At 69.0% G+C, this 20,737-nt stretch carries 19 protein-coding genes; 5 read left to right on the top strand and 14 right to left on the bottom strand.

All coding sequences use genetic code 11. The features are described from left to right. Positions 1–361 precede the first annotated feature (361 nt). The 9 genes from egtD to AB0E69_RS40240 all read right to left on the bottom strand — a co-directional run bounded on the left by egtD (position 362) and on the right by AB0E69_RS40240 (position 11,952). The gene (gene egtD, locus AB0E69_RS40280; protein WP_360159484.1) at positions 362–1,327 is read right to left on the bottom strand and encodes an L-histidine N(alpha)-methyltransferase; all 966 of its coding nucleotides are present in this window, start codon (positions 1,325–1,327) and stop codon (positions 362–364) included. Continuing rightward, a complete protein-coding gene (egtC, locus tag AB0E69_RS40275; protein ID WP_360159481.1) occupies positions 1,324–2,064 on the bottom strand; it encodes an ergothioneine biosynthesis protein EgtC in 741 nt (246 codons plus the stop codon). The genes egtD and egtC overlap by 4 nt, the downstream gene beginning before the upstream one ends. Then, positions 2,064–3,401 (bottom strand): ergothioneine biosynthesis protein EgtB, encoded by a 1,338-nt coding sequence (egtB, locus tag AB0E69_RS40270; RefSeq protein WP_360159478.1) that lies wholly within the window; start codon positions 3,399–3,401, stop codon positions 2,064–2,066. Before egtB ends, egtC begins: the two co-directional genes overlap by 1 nt. After that, positions 3,398–4,624 (bottom strand): glutamate-cysteine ligase family protein, encoded by a 1,227-nt coding sequence (locus AB0E69_RS40265; RefSeq protein ID WP_360159475.1) that lies wholly within the window; start codon positions 4,622–4,624, stop codon positions 3,398–3,400. The genes egtB and AB0E69_RS40265 overlap by 4 nt, the downstream gene beginning before the upstream one ends. 141 nt (positions 4,625–4,765) lie before the next feature. Then, positions 4,766–8,362, bottom strand: coding sequence for a glycoside hydrolase domain-containing protein (locus tag AB0E69_RS40260; protein WP_360159473.1), 3,597 nt, complete (start codon positions 8,360–8,362; stop codon positions 4,766–4,768). A gap of 103 nt (positions 8,363–8,465) precedes the next feature. After that, positions 8,466–9,125, bottom strand: coding sequence for a (2Fe-2S)-binding protein (locus tag AB0E69_RS40255; RefSeq protein ID WP_360159470.1), 660 nt, complete (start codon positions 9,123–9,125; stop codon positions 8,466–8,468). Next, complete coding sequence (locus AB0E69_RS40250; RefSeq protein ID WP_360159467.1) at positions 9,122–9,895, bottom strand: ABC transporter ATP-binding protein; 774 nt, start codon at positions 9,893–9,895, stop codon at positions 9,122–9,124. Before AB0E69_RS40250 ends, AB0E69_RS40255 begins: the two co-directional genes overlap by 4 nt. Positions 9,896–9,898: 3 nt before the next feature. Then, positions 9,899–10,927, bottom strand: a complete 1,029-nt coding sequence (locus AB0E69_RS40245; RefSeq protein WP_360159464.1) for an iron chelate uptake ABC transporter family permease subunit — start codon at positions 10,925–10,927, stop codon at positions 9,899–9,901. After that, on the bottom strand, positions 10,924–11,952 hold the full coding sequence (locus AB0E69_RS40240; RefSeq protein ID WP_360159461.1) for an iron ABC transporter permease: 1,029 nt from the start codon (positions 11,950–11,952) through the stop codon (positions 10,924–10,926). Before AB0E69_RS40240 ends, AB0E69_RS40245 begins: the two co-directional genes overlap by 4 nt. A gap of 64 nt (positions 11,953–12,016) precedes the next feature. On the opposite strand from AB0E69_RS40240, the gene AB0E69_RS40235 reads away from it, so the two are divergent. Continuing rightward, positions 12,017–12,985: an iron-siderophore ABC transporter substrate-binding protein gene (locus AB0E69_RS40235; RefSeq protein ID WP_360159458.1), complete on the top strand. Its 969-nt coding sequence runs from the start codon at positions 12,017–12,019 to the stop codon at positions 12,983–12,985. An 18-nt stretch (positions 12,986–13,003) separates the two neighbouring features. Beyond that, on the top strand, positions 13,004–13,627 hold the full coding sequence (locus AB0E69_RS40230; RefSeq protein WP_360159455.1) for a hypothetical protein: 624 nt from the start codon (positions 13,004–13,006) through the stop codon (positions 13,625–13,627). Here AB0E69_RS40230 and AB0E69_RS40225 read toward each other — a convergent pair. The 5 genes from AB0E69_RS40225 to folP form a co-directional block, all read right to left on the bottom strand. Beyond that, the gene (locus AB0E69_RS40225) at positions 13,602–14,495 is read right to left on the bottom strand and encodes an alpha/beta hydrolase (protein ID WP_360159453.1); all 894 of its coding nucleotides are present in this window, start codon (positions 14,493–14,495) and stop codon (positions 13,602–13,604) included. The two genes, AB0E69_RS40230 and AB0E69_RS40225, sit on opposite strands and share 26 nt — an antisense overlap. A gap of 65 nt (positions 14,496–14,560) precedes the next feature. Further along, the gene (locus tag AB0E69_RS40220) at positions 14,561–15,169 is read right to left on the bottom strand and encodes a hypothetical protein (protein ID WP_360159450.1); all 609 of its coding nucleotides are present in this window, start codon (positions 15,167–15,169) and stop codon (positions 14,561–14,563) included. Positions 15,170–15,188: 19 nt separating this feature from the next. Beyond that, positions 15,189–15,554: a hypothetical protein gene (locus AB0E69_RS40215; RefSeq protein WP_360159447.1), complete on the bottom strand. Its 366-nt coding sequence runs from the start codon at positions 15,552–15,554 to the stop codon at positions 15,189–15,191. Positions 15,555–15,985: 431 nt separating this feature from the next. Continuing rightward, positions 15,986–16,726 (bottom strand): pyrimidine reductase family protein, encoded by a 741-nt coding sequence (locus AB0E69_RS40210; protein ID WP_360159444.1) that lies wholly within the window; start codon positions 16,724–16,726, stop codon positions 15,986–15,988. Beyond that, positions 16,723–17,598 (bottom strand): dihydropteroate synthase, encoded by an 876-nt coding sequence (folP, locus tag AB0E69_RS40205; RefSeq protein ID WP_360159441.1) that lies wholly within the window; start codon positions 17,596–17,598, stop codon positions 16,723–16,725. The genes AB0E69_RS40210 and folP overlap by 4 nt, the downstream gene beginning before the upstream one ends. A 108-nt stretch (positions 17,599–17,706) precedes the next feature. Between folP and AB0E69_RS40200 the strand changes: the two genes are divergently transcribed. From AB0E69_RS40200 to AB0E69_RS40190, 3 genes are read left to right on the top strand one after another with little or no spacing between them, the layout of a single operon-like run. Next, positions 17,707–19,023, top strand: coding sequence for an enolase C-terminal domain-like protein (locus AB0E69_RS40200; protein WP_360159438.1), 1,317 nt, complete (start codon positions 17,707–17,709; stop codon positions 19,021–19,023). After that, entirely contained in the window at positions 19,020–19,769 is a 750-nt protein-coding gene (locus AB0E69_RS40195) for an SDR family oxidoreductase (RefSeq protein WP_360159434.1), read from the top strand. Before AB0E69_RS40200 ends, AB0E69_RS40195 begins: the two co-directional genes overlap by 4 nt. Next, entirely contained in the window at positions 19,769–20,731 is a 963-nt protein-coding gene (locus tag AB0E69_RS40190) for an aldo/keto reductase (protein WP_360159431.1), read from the top strand. The genes AB0E69_RS40195 and AB0E69_RS40190 overlap by 1 nt, the downstream gene beginning before the upstream one ends. Positions 20,732–20,737 lie beyond the last annotated feature (6 nt).

Raw genomic sequence — 20,737 nt, 5'->3', positions numbered from 1 at the left:
CGGCCCGCCGTACTCCACACCTGGAACGCGCCCGAAAACACCCCGATGATCGCCGTCAACACCAACCTCGGCTTCCGCCCAGTCGCCCAACGCACAATGTGGGAACGCGACCTCTCACCGAGGGCAGACACGCCGCGCGGCCCCGTCAATGTCTGCTGTGACACGCCAGGCGGCCGCAGCAAACTCACGGCCGGTCACCGGAGCCGGCCACCACACTCAATCTGTTATTTCTCTGTTCTTTCCTTAATCACTTCCCTGAAAGCTCAGTCCAGAACTTCTGAATAGCCCTTTATTTCTTTCTCTTCGCTTTTGGCGTTTTCCTCGAAGGCTTCCGTTTACTCACTCTTCGTCATCTCTTTCATCACACTGCCTGCCAGAGTGAGAGGGCGAAGCGGGCTTCGGTGTCGGTCCACCACGCGGCCGGCGTGAAGCCCGCTTTGTCGAGCTCGGCCTCGACGCCGTGGCGGTGGAACTTGGCCGAGATCTCGGTGCTGAGCTCCTCGCCGGCGGCGAAGCTGACCTCGAGGTGGATCTCCGGGATCAGGACCTGCAGGTCGCGGGTGGCGCGCAGGTGCATCTCGATCCACTCGTTCTCCGCGTCCCAGAGCGCGACGTGCTCGAACGCCTCGACGTCGAAGTCGGCGCCGAGCTGCCGGTTGATGACCCGGAGCACGTTCTTGTTGAACTCCGCGGTCACCCCGGCGGCGTCGTCGTACGCCGCGACGAGGGTGGCGGGATCCTTGACCAGGTCGGTGCCGAGCAGCAGCCACTCCCCCGGTTCGAGGACCTCGCGGACTCCGGCGTAGAAGGTCTCCCGCTCGGCCGGGATCAGGTTGCCGATCGTGCCGCCGAGGAACGCGACGATCCGCGGCGAGTCGCCCGGCAACTTGTCGAGATGTGCGGTGAAGTCGCCGACGACGCCGTGGACGTCGACGGTCGGGTAGTCCGCGTTGATCGCGTCCGACGCGTCGCGCAGCGCGGACTCCGACACATCCATTGGCACGAAACTGGTGAGCGTGCCGTGGTCGCGGAGACCGTCGAGGAGCAGCCGGGTCTTCTCCGACGAGCCCGATCCGAGCTCGACCAGCGTGTGTGCCTTGGTGAGCTGCGCGATCTCGCCGGCCCGCGCCTGCAGGATCTCCCGCTCGGCCCGGGTCGGGTAGTACTCCGGCAGCCGCGTGATCTCCTCGAACAGCTCGCTCCCGCGCGCGTCGTAGAACCACTTCGGCGGCAACCACTTCGGATCCGCGGTCAAGCCCGCCCGAACGTCGTCCCGCAACGCCCGCGCCGCGTAGTCCGGAGTCAGATGTACGTCGATGAGGGTCACTCTCGTCCTTCCATCGGTGAAATGTGCACTGCGGTGGCGGTAGCCACGAGCAACGACCTGTCCGGTACTGCGGTCCACTCGCCGTCCCCGAACGGCTCGGAGGACACGGTGGTGGAGTCGCCGGTCTGCTTGACGTGCAGCGAATGCGTCCACGCGGTCGCGATCACCCGCTCGCCATCCGTCATCAACAGGTTCAAGCGAGAGCCCGGGGCAACCGCCTCCACCTCACGCACTACTGCGGAAACCGCTTCTTCTGGTGACTGGGTGAGCATCCGGTTCCGAATCAGCGCGAAGACATTCGTGGAATCAAGCGGTGCGTCCATCGTCAGCAGATCGGTCACCGGCAGCTGCTCGCTGAGCTTCACGAGCGACTCCGGCCACCCCGGCACCCGCCCGTTGTGACTGAACAACCAGTTCCCGTGCACGAAAGGCGCTACTGCGGCTTCAGTGTGTGGCATCCGATCAGTCCCGTTCCGCACAGCCGCGAGCACTGCACCCGAACGGATCGTCCCGAGCAACCCAGGAAGGTTGTCATCGGTCCAAATCGGCACATCCCGCCGGTAGCGGACGAGCTGATGGTCGACGTACCAGCCGACGCCGAAGCCGTCGGCGTTGACTGAGCCGCCGCCGCGCATGTCCTGTGGTGACCAGCTCTGTTCGTAGAGGGAATGGGTGGGCTCCAGCAGGAGAGCTGACAGGGTGACCGGGGGGCCGAGGTAGGCCAGGTGGCGGCACATCAGGGGTGCAGCTCCTCGGGGTGGGGGTCGCGGGCGCAGCGGAAGCCGGCGAAGATCTGGCGGCGGATGGGGTAGTCCCAGTTCCGGAAGGTGCTGCGGGCAACGACCTCGTCGGTGCCGAACGAGCCGCCGCGGAGGACCTTGTACTCCGGCCCGAAGAACACCAGCGAGTACTCGTCGTACGGCCACGCGCGGAACCCGGGATACCCGTGGAAGTCGCTCGACGTCCACTCCCACACGTCACCGATCAGCTGCTCGACCCCAAGCGGCGACGCACCTGCCGGGTACGCCCCGACCGGCGCCGGCTGCAGGTGCCGCTGACCGAGGTTCGCGTGCTGCGGCCCCGGCGACTCGTCACCCCACGGGAACCGCCGCGTCCGGCCGGTCGACGGGTCGAACCGCGCCGCGAACTCCCACTCCTCCTCGGTCGGCAGCCGCTTACCGGCCCACTTCGCGTACGCCTCGGCCTCGTAGAAGCAGACGTGCATGACCGGCTCGTCCAGCGGCAGCCGCTCCTGGTGGCCGAACCGCAGCCGCCACCACTCGCCGTCCACCTGCGACCAGAACCGCGGCCCGACCAGCGACGCCTTCCGTACGTGCGCCCACCCGTCCTCGGACCACCACTGCGGGTCCTCGTACCCACCACCGAGCACGAACCGCAGGTAGTCGCCGTTGCTCACCGGCACCGTGTCGATCACGTACGGCGCCACGCGCACCGCATGCGCCGGCCGCTCGTTGTCCAGCGCCCACGGCTCGATCGACGTACCCATCTCGAACACACCGCCCGGCACGAACACCTCTGGTGCCGGCAGCACGCGGCCACGCGGCGGCGCCGGCGCGTCGAGCACCGGAGCACCGGTCCGGAGCTGGTGGGTCGCCAGCATGGTCTCGTCGTGCTGCTGCTCGTGCTGCGTGATCATGCCGAACGCGAACGCGTTGTCGACCAGCTCACGGCCGCCGTCGAACTTCACGTGGTCGAGGACGTCGAGCACCTTGTCCCGCACCTCGGTCACGTACGCCCGGGTCTCCACCGGACCGAGCAGCGGCAGCGACGGCCGGTCCGCACGCGGGTGCTGGAACGCGTCGTACATTTCGTCGATGTCCTGGCGCAGCGGCTCCCGGCCGCCGACGTCGCGGACGAGCCAGAGCTCCTCCTGGTTGCCGATGTGCGCGTAGTCCCAGAGCAGCGGTGACATCAGCCGCGAGTGCTGCCGGACCAGGTCGTCGGTGTCGACCGCATCGGTCAGCTGCACCGTCCGCGCCCGGGACCGCTCGAGCTGCTCGGCAGCGAACGCCCGCAGGCCCTCAGGCGACAGATCTGATAGTTGGTGGTTCACGAGGCTCGCCTTCCGTGGGTGTCGTCGACGATGTGCTGCAGTCGGGTCTCGACGGCAGCGAGAAGTTCAGGGTCCGCACCGGTCCGGTCCAGCAGACCTGCGCCCAGCTCGACCACGTCGCGGGCGGCCTGAAGGACCAACTTGTCCTCCAGCCCGTCACGGGCCGCCGGGAACCAGCGGCCCGCCGCAGGCTCCGCCGCGGCCAGCACGTCATCGATCAGTGCGCTGTCGGACAGCAGTGCGGTGAGCATCAGGGTCGGGGCGATCCACCCGTCCCCCGGCTGCGCGTCGAGGTACCGGACCTCGAGGTACCCGCGCGGGCGCACGGGTGGGAACAGCGTGGACAGGTGGTACTCCAGGTCGTCGTACGTCGGTCTGTCGCCGGGCAGCTGTCCGTCCGCCCAGGCTCCGAAGGTCAGTCCGGCCGGTGCGTCCCAGCTGTCACCGCGGCGCAAGCAAAGCACCGGCGCCTCCATCGCGGTCCGGGCCCAGGCCGCAGCAGGGTCGCCGTCGAGCGGTGGTGGCTCGGTGAAGGGTGCGCAGGTGCCGAAGGTCGCCTCGGTCCGGGCCGAGGCCCAGCCGGTGTCCGAGCCCGCCCGCCGCCGCGAGTTGGCGAACAGGCCGACCAGGGCGGGACCGAGGTCGTGCAGCGCGCGCCAGCGCAGGGCGGTCTCGTGTGCCTCACCGGCGTCGAGGCAGATCTGCAGGCCGGCCGAGCTGCACATCATCCGCGGCCCGTGCGGCCCGAGGCGCTGGAACGCGTGCTCCATCGCCGCGTAGCGCGGGACCGTGAGGATGCGGCGGGGAGTGCGGAAGGGATCCAGTCCGAACTCGCCGGGGACCAGGTCCGCATCGCGAAGGAGAGCCGTCAGTTGCGCGGCGTCCGCGGCGGTGTCGTCGATCAGCCGGGGGATCGAGGCGGTCGCGGGGCCGGAGATCTCCACCTGGCCACCGGGCTCCACGGTGACCAGAGCGCCCCGGCCGAGCGGCAGTTGCGGACTGCCTCTCACCAGGGTCGCGGGCGCGTGCGCGCCCAGGGCCTTGCTCAGTTGTGCGGCATCGAGGGGACGGTGCGGATCTTCCGCATGGTGCACGGTCCATTCGAGCTCGACGCCGTACAGGCGCGGTGGACCGTGCTTGAAACAGACCATCGCGACGTAGCCCTCGGCCTCGGCCCGGGAGCCGATCGGGGTCGTCGCCGGGAACTCACCGGGCGAGGTCACGTCAGCGAACCTAGCTCCGGACCCAGGTCTGGACAACCGGCCAGAAATTACCTGCCGGTGACGTCTGGGAAGCGTGTCGAGTCATGCCCGCCATGCTTCCCGACGCCACCGACAGTTTCTGCTGGAGTCCGGACCCGCAGGTCAGGCCGGATATTTCACCGACCCGCCCCAGTCGTTCTGGTGCCACCCGTCCTGCGGCGTCCACCACCAGTGGAAGAGGGTGTTGGTTCTGCTCTGAGCGAAATACTGGTGCTGGTCGGCGAACGCGAACGCCACCGGATCGGCGTAGACCTGCCCGCCGCGGTCCTCCCAGGTCACCTTGCCGGTGCCCTGGTCCCACCACCAGTGGTAGAGCGTGTTGTCGGGCCCGCGGGCGACCACGTGCTGTTGTGTCCCGGACTTGAACGCGGATGGCGCACCGACGAACTTCCCGGGCGCACCGGTCCACTTGACCAGGTGCAACCCGTCGCCGGCGTCCCAGTACCAGTGGAAGAGCTGCCCGTCCGCGGCCTGCGCGTACACGTGTTGCTGGCCGTTCCAGACGAACGTGGTCGGGTCGGAGTACGCCTCGCCACCCCAGTCCGCGAAGTGTGACTCGAACTCACCGAGCACCCACCACCAGTGGTAGAGGTGGTTGTCGGCCCCACGCGCCACGACATGCAGCTGGTTGCCCCAGACGAACGTCGACGGCGTACCGACGATCGGTCCGGGTGCGCCGGCCCAGGTGTCGATCCGTAGCTGGCTGTCGACCGGGTCCCACCACCAGTGCGTCAGGTCCCCGGTCGAGGACCGCGCGAACACGTGCTGCTGCCCGGACCACACGACGGCTGCCGGGTCGCCGGCCGCGTCACCAGCCCAGTCCGCGGAGTGCGCCGACGTCTCGCCCTCGATCCACCACCAGTGCAGAAGCGTTCCCGCGGTACTGCGGGCCAGTGCGTGCTGCTGGTTGTTCCAGGCGTACCCCGTGGTCTTGCCTGCGATCGGCCCGCCTCCCAGGTCGTTCCGATCCAGCTTCGCCGGGCTCCAGTCCCACCGACCCATCGACCCGGTCGCGGTGGGCGCGTAGATCACCTCATGGCCAATCCCACCGCTGTCGTTCCACTGGTACGCCGTCGCACCCGGTACGACGTCACCCGGCTGGCCGGCGCCGTACGCCTCGATCTCGTCGACGAACAGCCCCGTCTGGTACTTCGTGTGCATCGTCTTGTCGAACGTCACCCGCACCCAGCGGGCCTTGATCGGCGCGAAGCCCAGGTCGTACCAGATCCGCGAGGCGCCGTTGATGAAGCTGAGCCTGGCCGTCTCGGTGAAGTTCACGTTGTCGTCGCTGGTAGAGACCGTGATCATGTCGGGCCGGTAGTCCTGGTACTCCTCGTACGCATGCACCCGGACCGTCCCGACGTCCTGCCGGTAGCCGAGGTCGACGGTCACCGACGGGTGCACGCTGTCGCCGATGTTCGCCAGCTCGTACCCGAACTGCTTACCGTCACCCCAGTTGTCACCGAGCACGCCGTCGGTCGCCTCGGTCTTGGCAGCGTCCGGGAACCGCCCGGACGGCTCGGTCCGCTCGTACGGCTTCCCGCCAAGGATGTTCTGCTGCAGCAACAGGTTGCCCGCCACCTGCAGATCGAGCAGCTGGTACGGCGTCGCGCCGCCGCTGGACGCGGTCGTCTCGAGCCGGATGTACCGCGCCTTCGCGTTGATGCCGACGAAGTCGTCACCGCCGGGTTTGGCCAGGTCGTCGGCGGCGTTGTCGGCGCGGCGCGCGGTCTCGGCCCACTTGGTGCCGTCGAACGAGATCAGTACGCGGTACTGGCTCGCCCACGTCGTACCCCACTTCAGCCGGAGCCCGTCCACCTGCGCCTGCCGGCCCAGGTCGACCTGCACCCAGTTGGTGCCGGTGCCGGACGTCGGCTGCCACGCGGTCGTGCTGTCACCGTCTACCGCCTTCGTAGCGTCACCACTGGAGGCAGTCGCCTTCTTCAGCCGCGCAAGGTCCTTGGCCACCGGCAGACCGGCTGCGGCGTCCAGCGCGATGGCGCGGACCCGCTGCATGTAGTTGACGTCCGGTGAGTACATGTCGCTGCGTTGGACCACGCTGTTGGCCAGGTCGTGCGCCAGGCCGGGGTTGGTCTTGCCCAGCTTGTTCAGGACCTCCCAGTCCTCCATGCCGTCCCGTAGCGACTCGTAGCGCGGAGAGGACTCGAGCTTCCGGTGCACTGTGTCCGGGCGGACGATATAGCCGTCCCCCTTCACCCTCTGGTCCGCCATGGCGAACTGCCAGTTGTTGTAGGCCCAGTGCAGGTAGCCGGTCGCGCCCTTGTTGTAGGCGAGCCACATGGTCTGCCGCTGGCTCCACTCCGGCTGGTCGATGAACCTGTTGAGGTGGTTGCCGGCCGGGATGTTGCAGTTGTAGAACCAGAGCGGCTTGCCGTTGGTCTTGCGCTGGTTGTCGTACGTCCCCGGGTCCATCGTGTACGTGAACAGGTTGGGGATGGCGATGTCGGAGTGCTGCGCGATCAGCGGCCCGGAGCCGTTCACCGACGTGTCAGCGACCTTCACGCCGGGGAAGTACTTGCGCAGCTGGGTCTCGATGCCGGTCCAGCCCGCCTCGCCCTCCTTGCCGTTCGCCTCGTCACCGATGTGCATCCAGTACATGCTCGTCCAGCCCTTGGCATCCAGGTGCGCCTTGAGCGCGGGGTAGAACTGCGAGTACCAGCTCATCGCCTCCGGCGAGTTCCACAGCAGGTAGTCGGGGATCTGGGCACCGGTCTGCTTCGGTGTCACCTCGATCTCCCAGTTCGGGAAGTACGGGTTGTGGGCGAGGCTGTCCTTCGGGCCGGCGCCGGTGAAGCCTTCCAGCCTGTTCACCGCGCCGCGGTCCAGGAAGCGCTGCACCACCTCGTCGAAGCGGCTGAAGTTGAACGTGTAGTGGCCACTGGCATCGACCTTGCTGCCACCGTCGGTCAGGAGGTTGAGCAGCGGCAACTGCAGGTTGTTCTGCCGGTTCTGCTTCATCAGGTCGATCCACCGGTCGATCAGCTGCCACCAGTCAGCCGAGTACCGGTCGTAGTTGTAGAACAGCTTGATCGTGTCGCCCTTGCCCGGGTCCCATGAGGTCAGGCCGAGGAAGTTCGTCCACATCACGTTGGTGAACTCACTCTGGTTCGCCGGCGGGATCACCACGTTGCGTGCGTTCACAGCGATCGGCACACTCAGGTCGCCGTTCGTCGTACGCACCGTGGCGCGGCCGTAGTACGTGCCGCCGGCGGCAGTAGCCGGGACGTGCACGCGCACCCACAACGACTGGGTCTGGTTCGCCGGTACGGCGATGCTCGTCTCGTTGAGCAGCCGGTCCGGGAAGTCGCCGGGCGCCGTCCGGACCGTCGGTACGACGAAGTTGTCCGGCTCCCAGCCGTTGTACGAGTTGTGGTCGAGGTACTCGTAGCCGACCGGGTTGTAGCTCAGCTCGCTCGCCGGAATTGCGTCCGAGGGACCGGTGAGCGCGGTGAAGTCCACACCGTTCACGGTGAACGCCGCAGGTCCGCGCAGCACGATCTGTGCTGCCTCGTAGTCGTTCTTGGCCGTGTCGAGCCGGATGTAGTCGCGTGCCTCCGCCGAACGCCCGCTGTCCTTGAAGACCGAGTTGTACGACGTCTCGGTCCACATGCCCGGTGCCGCACCGGCCGCGTGTGCCTGGGGCAACCCAGCCACCGGCGTAAGCCCTGCGGTCGTCACCAGGAGTCCACTCGCTACCACTACCCGTGTCCAGCGCATGCCCAACAGCCTTCGCGCGAGCGGAGACCCCGGCAATCCTTTCGATGCAGCCCGCGTAGACCAATCAGCGGAAACGCGGGCAGGTGGTGCAGGCCGCCACGTTCGGCAGCACGTAGAAGTAGCAGCACGACGTCCGCAACTTCTGCTCCAGCGATACTCCGAAGGCCGCGGCGGCCTGGTCGGCGTACGGCGCCTCCTCCGGCAGCCGCAGCGCGGACCGCACCTCGTCGTCCGCTGCCCCGAACCGCTGCAGGGAACCGAGCTTCACTCCTGGCTCATACGAGTCGAGGAAAGCGCTGGTATGTGCCTTGAGCTGTCGGCTCGCCACCTCGAGCGGCACGACCTCCTCCGACAGCAAGGCGACCTCAGCCGGGTAGTGCGCCGTCGGATGCCTCCGGAAAGCAAGAGCATCCGGTGTGACTGCAGGAGCGAAGCCGGTGACCGCAGTGGTGACTCCAGCAACCAGCGAAGGCACCTGGAGGTACCACATGAGCGTGAACATGGCCGCGACCTGCACCGGCGGCTCGATCGCGTAGTCGCGCGCGTAGTCGGCTGCTGCCGCAGCACGCCATTCGGCGGTCGGGTCCTCACCGGCCTCCTGTGCGGCGATCAGCGAGGCGCACGACACCCAGTCCGGTCCGGGCACCGCGTCCGCTGTACGCACGGAGAGCCAGCTGACCGAGTCAGCCAGCACGTCCGCCAGGCGGCCCACGGTGTACGTCACCCAGCCAGCCTACGGTCCGGTACGACGACCGGTGCCCCGCCGACCTCGACCACGGTCGCCTTCAGCCCGAACACCTCGTCCAGCAAGGCTTCTGTGAGCACCTCCACCGGACGACCCTCGGCCGCGATCCGTCCCTCCCCCATCACCACCAGGTGGTCGGCGTACTGCGCTGCCAGCGTCAGGTCGTGCAGCACCGCGACAACCGTCCTGCCAGTGACTGCCGCAGCATGCACGACGTTCATCACGTCTACGGCATGCGCGAGATCGAGGTACGTCGTTGGCTCGTCGAGCAGAAGGTGCTGCGTGCCCTGCGCAAGCACCATCGCGATCCACACCCGCTGGCGCTGCCCACCGGACAGCTGGTCGACCGGGCGGTCGCGGAGGTCGGTCAGCTCGACCGCCTGTAACGCTTCATCGATGGCTGCGTCGTCCTCTGCGGTCAGGCGACCGAACAGACCGCGGTGCGGGTGTCGTCCACGCGACACGAGCTCAGCAGCGGTGATGCCTTCCGGAGTCACCGGGCCTTGTGGAAGTACACCGAGCTTGCGCGCCAGCTCACGGGCTGGGAGCTGATGGATGTCCTTGCCGTCCAGCAACACCCGTCCGGCCTGTGGCGTCAGCAGTCTGCTCATCCCGCGCAGCAGAGTGGACTTGCCGGAGCCGTTCGGTCCGACGACCGCGGTCAGCTGACCGGACGGCACCTCCAGCGTCAGCCCGTTGACCACCGGCGCGTCCGCGCCGTACGCGAGGGTCAGGTTCTCCACGTGCACGCTTCAGCGTCCCTTCTGCTGACGGCCGATGAGATACAGCAGGTACGGCGCTCCGCACGCGGCTGTCACCACACCTACCGGTAGTTCGTACGGGCCGACGTGCAGCCAGTGCAGACCGTTGCGCGCCAGCAGGTCGGCCAGCACCACGAAGAGCGCACCGAGCATCGCGGTGGTGAGCAGCGGCGGCCGCTCCATGCGGGTGAGCCGCTGCGCGACCTGCGGTGCGACCAACGCAACGAAGGCGATCGGACCCGCGCCGGCGGTCGCCATCGCGGCCAGCACGGTCGCGATGACCAGCAGGGCAACGCGGATCCGCGCCACCCGGACACCGAGCGACGACGCCACGTCGTCCCCGAGCACCAGCGCGGACAGGTCCCGATTGAACATCATTGCCACCGGCAACAACGAGATCACTGCGATGAGCACCGGGACCGCGTCACTCCAGGCGCGGGCATTGAGCGACCCGGCCAGCCAGGCCGCCGCTCGACCGGCGTCGTTGACGTCTCCGATCACCAGGAGCCAGGCGACCAGCGAGTTCGCGGCGGCGGCGATACCGACACCGATCAGCACGACTCGTCCGGCATCCACAACGCCACGCCGGACAGACAGTGCGCCGACCATCAACGTCGCGAGCAGACCGCCGAGCATGGCAGCCAACGGGATCCCGACCTTCGCGGCGGCGCCGGAGATGTTGCCGCCACCGGTCCCGGCCAGCACGATCACCGCGACGGCCCCGGCGGACGCGCCCGAGTTGACCCCGACGATGTCCGGGCTGGCCAGCGGGTTCCGGGACAACGTCTGCAACAACGCGCCCGACACCGCGAAGGCGATGCCGACGAGCAGACCGGTCGCGACCCTGGGCAAGCGCAACTCGAGCACGACGAGCCGGGTACCACGCCGGCCGCCGCCGAGCAGTACTTCGATCACGTCGGCGGGCGGGAGCTTCGTCGTACCGACGCTCAGCGAGACCAGCGCGAGCACGAGCGCGAGGACCGCGAACAAGATGCCGAGGGCAATAGTGCGGGGCTTCACAGCGCCACCGCCCGACGGCGTACGACGAGCACGAAGAGTGGGGCGCCGACGATCCCCAGGACAACGCCGGCCTGGACCTCACCGGCACCGCCGACCAGCCGGCCGACCAGGTCGGCCAGCACGAGCGCGGTCGCGCCGATCACGCCTGCGGCCGGGATCAGCCAGGTGTTGCGGGCGCCGAAGATCCGCCGCGCGACGTGACCGGACAACAGGCCGAGGAAACCGATCGGGCCGCAGGCCGCAACACCGGCTGCGGTCAACAGACCGATCGACCCTAGACCGACCAGACGGGCGCGGCGGATCGACAGTCCCAGCCCGGCGGCAACGTCGTCGCCCAAGGCAAGCAGATCCAGGTCGCGCGCGTTGACGGCGGCCAGCAACAAACCGACGACGGCGAATGGCAAGACCTGGCCGGCGACATCCACGCCGCGGCCGGCGACCGAACCGACCGCCCAGAAGCGGTAACTGTCCAAGGTGTCGGCGTCGAGCAGGACGATCGAGGAGGTCAACGCACCGAGGAGAGCGGCGACCGCGGCGCCGGTGAGCGCGAGGCCAACTGGGGTCGCGCCGGTGCCGCGCGCGGCCAGCTGCTGGACAGCGAAGGTCGCGATCAGAGCGCCGATCAGGGCGACCCAGACCGTGGAAGCGACCGATGAGACCAGGCCGATCTGGAGGCCGAGGACTACCGCGAAGGCTGCGCCCGAGCTGACGCCGAAGATGCCGGGTTCTGCGAGCGCATTGCGGGTGTGACCCTGCATCAGCGTGCCGGCGATGCCGATGCACAGGCCGATCAGGGCAGCGACGACGGTCCGCGGGAAGCGCAGGCTGCGGATGATCACGTCCGGGTCGGATCCGTTGGCGGCAGTGAACGCGTGCCACAGCGCGCCCGGGCCGAGCCAGCGCGAACCGAGCGCGAGGCTGGCCGCGAACGCGAGCACTAGGACGACGGCAAGGGCCAGCAGGGCGGCGGAACGCCGTACCGCACGACTCGCTGTGCGCGGCGCCGACGAGACGGCGGAGGACATATGGTTAGGGTTACCTTACTTTGCTGTTGATGTGAGTCACCCTATCCCTGTCTTGGAGACATCTGTGCGCCTGCCACGCCTCACCGCCCTGCTCGCTGCCGCGCTGGCACTGACCGCCTGCGGATCGTCCGACGCCGGCACACCGGCCGCGTCGTCGGGCACCGGCTTCCCGCGGACCGTCGAGCACGCGATGGGCACGACCGAGATCAAGGCCAAGCCGAAGCGGGTGGTCGCGCTCGACGCCAGCTTCGTGGACGCGACGATGATCCTGGACACGCCGGTGGTCGGATACACCGACTACCGGAGCATCAACGGGAAACTGCCGGACTACCTCGGGGACGACCGGACCAAGTTCGGGTCCGAGGCGCAGGCGGTCGGCACGCTGGCCGAGCCGAACCTGGAGAAGATCGCCGAGCTCCAGCCCGACCTGATCATCACCGCGAAGGTCCGGCACGAGAAGCTGTACGACCAGCTGTCCGCGATCGCGCCGACGGTGATGTCGGAGACCACCGGGCCGACCTGGAAGGACAACATCCGGCTCGAGGCGAAGGCGCTCGGCGAGGAGGACCGCGCCGAGAAGGAGATCTCGGCGTACGAGCAGGCGGCCCGGACCGTCGGGGACGCGATCAACGCGAAGGCGCACAACCCGACGATCTCGGTGGTCCGGTTCGTCGACGGGCCGACCCGGCTGTACCAGAACGCGAGCTTCTCCGGGATCGTCCTGAAGGACGCCGGGCTGAAGCGGCCGAAGTCGCAGGACGTGAACGGGTTCGCACTCGAGATCAGCCCGGAACGGATCAAGGACGCGGACGCCGACGCGATCTTCGTCACCGAGTACGCCGACGAGAAGGGACTGAGCGCCAAGACCGCCGCCCAGTTCAAGACCAACCCCCTCTGGAAGCCCCTCGCACCAAAGGTCCACGAGGTCCCCGACCTAACCTGGATGACCGCCGTCGGCCTCCAAGGCGCGCGCGTAATCCTCACCGACCTCGCAAAAACCTTCGCCGTCCCCGCCCCGGTCATAACCGACTGACGGGTTAGCGTGGCGGGCATGACGGGTTTGGGGCGGTGGCATGTGGGGCCGTGGACGGCGCGGGGGAGCTTGGCGGGCGAGCCGTTCGAGCCGGCGGTCAAGCGGACGCCGGACGAGCTGAACTTCGACGTCGTCGGCCTGTCGCGGATCCTGGGACGTCGGCAGTCGTTGCCGGAAGAGATGTTGATGCGGCGCTGCCAGGGTGCGCTGCGGCCGACGGATCCGCGGCCGTGCGGGGTGGAGACGCTGCCCGCCGAGCTGGCGGGTGAGCTGGCGGCGTTGGCTTCGTTGGCGTTCGCGTGGATCGCGGAGCGGGCGCCGGCTGGGTACCGGTTCGTGCTGACGGACGCGGTGGAGCTGGAGCCGGACCCGTCGAGCAGCGTCGTCCCAGTGGAGTCTGTGTCGCTCGGGCTGCCGGTGGGGCGGGTCGCGGCAGCTCATGTACGGCGGTCCGCCGCGGGCGACTGGTACGCCGGGGACGCGGTGTGCAACTGGTCCGGTCCGCACGCGACGGCTGACGACGCGGTTGACGCCGTACGGCGGGCCCGTGCGGAGCTGGTCGAGGAGCTGCGGGCCGCTGGGCGCTCCGACCTCGCGGAGACCGCGGACCGGTGGCCTACTGTGCCTGTGGAGCCGGTGTAGTCACCAGGTGACGGCTGAGGAAGGCGATCTCGGCGTCAACGACCACCTCATGTGCGTCGAGGAACGGAGCGTAGTGCCCGCCCGGGACCTCTAGGAGCTGTGCAGCCGAGGACTGGGACGCCGCAGCACGGGCAGGCGCGGCTAGAGCGGAGCGGTCGTCGGTGCAGGCCACGTAGAGGACCGGACAACGTACGTCGGCTGCGAACCGCCCCGGCTTGTACAACGCTGCTGGGAGAACGGAGCGGGCAGCTATGGCCTGATGCCATTCGGGGTAGTCGCCGAGGGCTGCGTTGGTGTCTTGGGCGTCTGGGGTGTTGAGCAGAGCGACCTGACCTTGTGGGGCGGCGAGAGCTACTAGTCGAGGAGACCCGCCTGTCAGCCCGGAGATGTAGTCCATGAGAGCGCGGCCCAGTAGCCGGATGGCCGATCCTGGGGTTTGGTAGCGGGAGGCGTTGCGGAGGGCGGCGGGGCCGTCGAGGTTCGCGGACTGGGCGATCGCGGCCGACAACGGCAGGTCCTCGGCGGCCAACTGCACAACCTGACCGGCAGTGAGCGAGAAGGACCAAAGGGCGACTCGTTCAACCCCAGGAAGCGCTGCAGCGAAGGCGATCGCAGCCCGCCAGTCGTCCAGCTGGTCGGGAATGTTGGCGACCTGACGCGGCTCCCCCTCGCTCTCCCCCAGCCGCCGGAAGTCGAACGCCAGTACGTCGAACCCCGCGGCGTTGAACCGCTCCGCGAACCGGTCCGTGCCCGGTTCCTTCGTCACGCCGAACCCGCCGGCCATGACCACACAACCACCGTTCGACCCCGGGTAGTGCCAGGCCGCACACGCGACCCCGCCACTCGCAAAGCTCACCTTTTCGCGCATCTCAAAAGTGAACCACGCGGTTCGCAAACTGTCCATGGCTGTGCTGCGAGCGGGTGGTGGGCGGGTTACTCGGAGGCTTGCTCTTCGCGTTCGAGGGCTCTGAGGAGGGCGGCGAAGCCGGCGTGGATGCCGGCCTCGTCGCCGCTGGTGCGCCACTCGATCAGGAATCCGCGGAGGGTGGCGAGGATGAGTTCGGAGACCTCGCGCTTGCGTTGCTCGGGCCAGGTCGGCGGGCAGATGGACAGCAGCGCCGGCATGTACTGCTGGGAGGCTGAGCGGGCGAGGTCGGCGTACCGGGCGGCGTCGTACATGGCGAGGCCGATCGCCTGGTCGAGGACCCAGGACTCCTTGCCGATCAGGGTCGGCCACATCGACTGGACGCGGTCGGCGAGCGAGCGGTCGTCCGGGTCTCCGGTGGCGGCTTCGAGGGCGCGGGTGATGCGACGCTCGCGGAGCTGGAGGACGGCCTGGGTGAGGAGGTCCTCGGGGCCGTCGAAGTGGTAGAGGAGCACTTTGTGCGTCGTACCGGCTGCGCGGGCGGCGCGGCGCAGGGAGAAGTCGACGAGGCCGTTCGTGCCGAGCTCGTCGGTCACCTTCTCGAGCAGCTCCAGCCGCCGCGCCTCACCGCGCGGCGACTTGGCCGACCGCCGATAACCCGCCTGCTCCGCTGTCACTCAGTAAGTATCCCGGTCGCTATCCGAAACTCGCCACGAAGTAGCCGACGCCGTACGGCGCTGCGTCGTACAGCAGTTCGCTCTCGAGTGGTCCGAGCGCTCCCGCCAGCACCTGCCACGGCGCCCGGCCTGCCGCCTGCAGCACCCTCGCGAGCTCCGGATCCAGCGCCGCCAGCACCTCTACATCCCCGTCCTGCAAGGCCCTGGCGACTGTCGAGTCGAAAACCTCGGCGCGGGGATGCAGGTGCACCGGCGAGTGATCGCTCCTCCGCGCCGACCCGTCCCCCATCACCAGCAACCCGACCCGCTCGTTGCCCGAAGCAATCTCTTCCCCCAACGCCAGGCAGTCCACCGGAGACAGGTCGTCCGGCACCGCCACATACATCCGCGGGACCCTCACAGCTTCGGACCGCTCCAGCAACCACCCTCCCACCGCCAAAGCCAACGGAAGCACCGCATCCCCATCCCCCACCCGCACCCCCGGCGCCCCATAGGCCGCGAACGACCCACCCGCATCCCCCTCAAAAACACTCACCCCAGCAAGACCCAAGACCTCGAACACGCTGCTTCCGAGGCCCGCCGCCCGGGCGAAGGCTGGGCCGGACCCCGTCGCGTCACCAGGCTGGGCGAGGCCTACGGCCTCAGAAGCGGTGGGGCCGGTGGTGCCTACCACTACCAGTAGGTCGGAGTGGGTGAGTCGGTTGATTGCTGTTCGGCAGGCGGTGCGGAGGGTGGCTAGTTCGGGGGCGGCGCCGGCGGCTAGCTCGGGGATTAGTAGGGGTGGGTGGGGGCAGACGGCTGCGGCTGTTACCGGCATTACGGGGTCCGGGTGTGGCGGAGGAAGAGGAAGCCTTCGTCTGTGGAGAGGATGTGGTGGAGGGCGAGGGGGCGGGCCTCGGGGGATGACAGGCCGTCGGTGATTCTTCGGGCTCCGGGGCCGGCCAGGAGCGGGGAGACGGTGAGGCAGAGTTCGTCTACCAGGTTGGCTGTGGTCAGGGAGCCGAGGAGGTGGGGGCCGCCTTCGCAGAGGATCTGGGGGAGGCCGCGGGCAGTCAGCGCGGCCACGGCGGCGGGTAGGTCTACCGCATCGTCGCCGCAGATCAGGACATCGGCTACCTCGGAGAGGGCTTTGCGTTGGTCCGCGGGGGCCGCCTCGCAGGTGATAACCACGGCGCGGACCGGCGCATTGGTGAAGACGGGGCTGTCGGCGGCCAATTCCAGGCGCGCGGAGACGACAGCGAGGGTCGGGTTTTCCGGCCAGCCCTGGTCGGCCCGCCAGGTACGCCGTTTCGCGCCGAGCCGCAGCCCGCCGTACCCCTCGGCCCGCAACGTCCCGGCGCCGACGAGCACGACGTCGGCCAGCATCCGCAGCCGGCCGAGCATGTTCTGGTCGTCCTTGCTGGAGAGACCGCCGGACAGGCCCTCGAGCGTGACCGCCCCGTCCAGACTCGTGACGAAGTTGGCCCGGAGCCACGTCGTCGAGCGATCCGGCACCGTGTAGGCGGCGATCAGCTCGTCCTCGGTCAGCTCCGTACCGATCGTGCGGTCGTAGATCACACCAGACTCCTTCGCGTGTACGCCGGGGTCGCGGTCTTCCGCAGTACCGCGATCAGGTCAAGAGCTTGCCGTACGCCGGCCACGTCGTGCACCCGGAACACCCGCGCCCCGAGCCACGCCGCGACACTGACCGCCGCCAGCGTCGCCGGACCGCGCCGCGCGGACGGCAGGTCGAGCGTCTCCCCCAGGAAGTCCTTGTTCGACATCGCCACCAGCACCGGCCACCCGGTCGCCGCCAGCTCGTCGATCCGGCGCGTGATCTCCAGCGAGTGCAACGTGTTCTTCCCGAAATCGTGGGTCGGGTCGATCACGATCCCGTCCGGGTGCACCCCGGCCGCGATCGCCCGCTCGGCCAGCGCGACCGTCGTCCGGATCACGTCGGCAACGACATCCTCGTACGCCATCCGGTGCGGATCCGTCCGCGGCTTCAACCCGCCGACGTGACTGCACACCAACCCGGCCCCCACCGCAGCAGCCGCCTCAGCCAGCGAAGGATCGTGCCCCGACCACGTGTCGTTGATCAGGTTTGCGCCGGCCTCGCCGACGCGCCGCGCGACCCCGGCCCGATACGTGTCGACGCTGATCAGCAACGAAGGGTGACGCTCGCGGACGGTGGCGACGAAGTCGACCGTCCGGCGCAGCTCCTCCGCCTCGTCGACGGGCTCGCCGTACCCGGCCTTGACGCCGCCGATGTCGACCAGATCGGCCCCGTCGGCGACCGCCTGGTCGATCGCGGCCAGTGCCGCCTCGGTCGCGTACGTCGCGCCGCCGTCGAAGAACGAGTCCGGGGTCCGGTTCACGATCGCCATCACTGCGAACTCCCCCGGCCCGAACGACCGCTCGCCGAGGCGCAGCACACCACTGGGAGTCACCTGGCCGACTCTACGGGGACGGCCGGCGGGCCGAGCAGTACCCTCCGACCCCCATATCCTATAGGATTCCCGGCGACAGACCGCCCACCGCACCAGATCGGGTCCTCGATGCCACGATTCACTGAGTTGGAGACGTACGACGTCCGCTTCCCCACGTCGCTGGACCTGGACGGCTCCGACGCGATGAACACCGACCCGGACTACTCCGCGGCGTACCTGATCCTGCGCACCGACGCGGGTGACGGGCTGGAGGGGCACGGGTTCGCGTTCACGATCGGTCGCGGCAACGACGTCCAGACCGCGGCGATCGAGGCGCTCCGGGACCACGTCATCGGGCTCGACCTGGACGCGACGCTCGACGACCTCGGTGGCTTCTGGAAGTCGCTCGTGCACGACTCGCAGCTGCGCTGGCTGGGCCCGGAGAAGGGCGTCATGCACATGGCGATCGGTGCGGTCGTCAACGCGGTCTGGGACCTGGCGGCCAAGCGCGCCGGCGTACCGCTGTGGAAGCTGCTGTCCGGCCTGACGCCAGAGCAGATCGTCGACCTGGTCGACTTCCGGTACCTGACCGACGCGCTGACGCCGGACGAGGCGCTGGAGATCCTGCGCGCGGCCAAGCCCGGGCGCGCCGAACGGGAAGCGCTGCTCCGCGAGCGCGGTTACCCGGCGTACACGACGACGCCCGGCTGGCTCGGGTACGACGACGACAAGCTGGTCCGGCTCTGCCACGAGGCGGTCGCCGAGGGCTTCACCCAGATCAAGCTCAAGGTCGGCGCGAACCTCGACGACGACGTACGCCGGATGCAGCTGGCCCGCGCGGCGGTCGGACCGGACATCCGGATCGCGATCGACGCCAACCAGCGCTGGGACGTGCCGGACGCGATCCGCTGGGTCGAGGAGCTCGCGCCGTACGGCGTCTGGTGGGTCGAGGAGCCGACCAGCCCGGACGACATCCTCGGCCACGCCGCGATCGCCCGCGCGATCGCCCCGATCCGGGTCGCGACCGGCGAGCATGTGCAGAACCGGGTGGTGTTCAAGCAGATGCTGCAGGCCGGTTCGCTGTCGGTGCTGCAGCTCGACTCGGCCCGGGTGGCCGGCGTGAACGAGAACATCGCGATCCTGCTGCTCGCGGCGAAGTTCGGCGTACCGGTGTGCCCGCACGCGGGCGGGGTAGGACTGTGTGAGCTGGTCCAGCACCTGTCGATGTTCGACTACGTCGCGGTGAGTGGAGCGGTGGACGACCAGGTGATCGAGTACGTCGACCACCTGCACGAGCACTTCCTCGACCCGGTGCTGATCCGGGACGGGCACTACGTGGCACCGGTGAAGCCGGGGTTCAGCGCCGAACTGGACGCCGAGACGCTGACCGGCTTCCGGTACCCGGGTGGCAAGATCTGGAGCGACCTCAAGAAGGAGCAGAAGTGACCGATTTCGCCGGCCTCCGCGCCGTAGTCACCGGAGGCGCCTCGGGTATCGGGCTGGCCGCCGCCCAGTTGCTGGCCGCGCGCGGGGCCCAGGTGGTCGTGTTCGACCTGAAGCCGGAGGTCGCCGAGCCGCTGACCGGGATCGCCGCCGACGTCACCGACGACGGCTCGGTCCGGGACGCGGTCGCCGCCGCGGCCCTCCAGCTCGGCGGGATCGACGTCGTGGTGAACAACGCCGGGATCGGCGCCCAGGGCACCGTCGCCGCGAACGACGACGACGAGTGGCACCGGGTGCTCGACGTGAACGTGGTCGGCATCGCCCGCGTGACCCGCGCCGCGCTCCCCTACCTGCGCAAGTCCGAGAACGCCGCGATCGTCAACACCTGCTCGATCGCCGCGACCGCCGGCCTGCCGAACCGCGCGCTGTACTCCGCGAGCAAGGGTGCGGTGCTGGCCCTGACGATGGCGATGGCCGCGGATCATGTGCGCGAAGGCATCCGGGTCAACTGCGTGAACCCCGGTACCGCGGACACGCCATGGGTCGGCCGCTTGCTCGACGTCGCGGACGATCCAGCGGCCGAGCGAGCCGCACTCGAGGCCCGGCAACCGATGGGCCGGCTGGTGACGGCGGACGAGGTCGCGCAGGCGATCGTGTACCTCGCCAGCCCGCTCTCCGGTTCGACGACCGGTACTGCGCTCGCCGTCGACGGCGGCATGCAGAACCTGCGCCTCCCGGCGGTGCGCTGATGCGTATCTTCCCGGAGGGCCAGCGGGTCGGCCTCGGCGGTGCGCCGCTGGGCAACATGCTCGGTGAGGTCACCGACGCCGACGCCGTCGCGACTGTGAACGCCGCCTGGGACGAGGGCTGGCGGTTCTTCGACACCGCGCCGCACTACGGGCTCGGACTGGCCGAGGAGCGGCTCGGTGCCGCGCTCCAGGACAAGCCGCGGGACGCGTACGTGCTGTCGTCCAAGGTCGGGCGGATCATCTACTCGGCCGACTCGGCCGCGCCGGACGACGAGGGCTTCGAGATCAGTACGACGCGACGCCGGCGCTGGGACTTCTCGCGGGACGGCGTCCTGCGGTCGATCGAGGACTCGCTGCGGCGGATCGGGACCGACCGGCTGGACATCGTGTTCGTGCACGACCCGGACGACCACTACGAGGAAGCGGTCGCGGCCGCGTTCCCGACGCTGATCGAGCTGCGCGACCAGGGCGTGATCAAGGCGATCGGTTCCGGCATGAACCAGTCCGCGATGCTGACCCGGTTCGTCCAGGAGATCGACATCGACGTGATCATGCTGGCCGGCCGCTACACGTTGATCGACCCGGACGCGCTGGACGACGTACTCCCGGCCTGTGTCGAGCACGACGTCCAGGTGGTTGCCGTGGGCATCTTCAACTCCGGCCTGATGTCGCAGCCCCGCCCGGCGGCCGGCACCACCTTCAACTACGCCCCGGCCGAGCAGGCCTTGGTGGACAAGGCAAACAAGGTCGCCGACATCTGCGAGTCCCACGGCGTGACACTGCCAACGGCGGCGCTGGCCTTCCCCCTCTTCCACCCGGCGGTCGCAGGCGTCGCAGTCGGCTGCCGCACCCCCGACGAGGTCCGAACCAACGCCACCCTGTCACGCACCGCCGTACCCGCCGCCCTCTGGTCCGACCTGAAGTCCGCCGGCCTCCTGCGGGAGGACGCACCGACAGGATGAAGGACC

This window comes from Kribbella sp. NPDC026611, assembly GCF_040638345.1.
Classification (GTDB): domain Bacteria; phylum Actinomycetota; class Actinomycetes; order Propionibacteriales; family Kribbellaceae; genus Kribbella.
Note: the sequence above shows the minus strand (reverse complement) of the source record. Positions and strands in the feature narration are given on the sequence as shown.

Excerpts from the sequence above, each read along its gene's own strand:
- egtC (WP_360159481.1), bottom strand. The coding sequence starts at position 2,064 with ATGTGCCGCCACCTGGCCTACCTCGGCCCCCCGGTCACCCTGTCAGCT.
- AB0E69_RS40240 (WP_360159461.1), bottom strand. The coding sequence starts at position 11,952 with ATGTCCTCCGCCGTCTCGTCGGCGCCGCGCACAGCGAGTCGTGCGGTA.
- AB0E69_RS40225 (WP_360159453.1), bottom strand. The coding sequence starts at position 14,495 with ATGCGCGAAAAGGTGAGCTTTGCGAGTGGCGGGGTCGCGTGTGCGGCC.
- AB0E69_RS40215 (WP_360159447.1), bottom strand. The coding sequence starts at position 15,554 with ATGTATGTGGCGGTGCCGGACGACCTGTCTCCGGTGGACTGCCTGGCG.
- AB0E69_RS40200 (WP_360159438.1), top strand. The coding sequence starts at position 17,707 with ATGCCACGATTCACTGAGTTGGAGACGTACGACGTCCGCTTCCCCACG.
- AB0E69_RS40230 (WP_360159455.1), top strand. The coding sequence starts at position 13,004 with ATGACGGGTTTGGGGCGGTGGCATGTGGGGCCGTGGACGGCGCGGGGG.
- AB0E69_RS40190 (WP_360159431.1), top strand. The coding sequence starts at position 19,769 with ATGCGTATCTTCCCGGAGGGCCAGCGGGTCGGCCTCGGCGGTGCGCCG.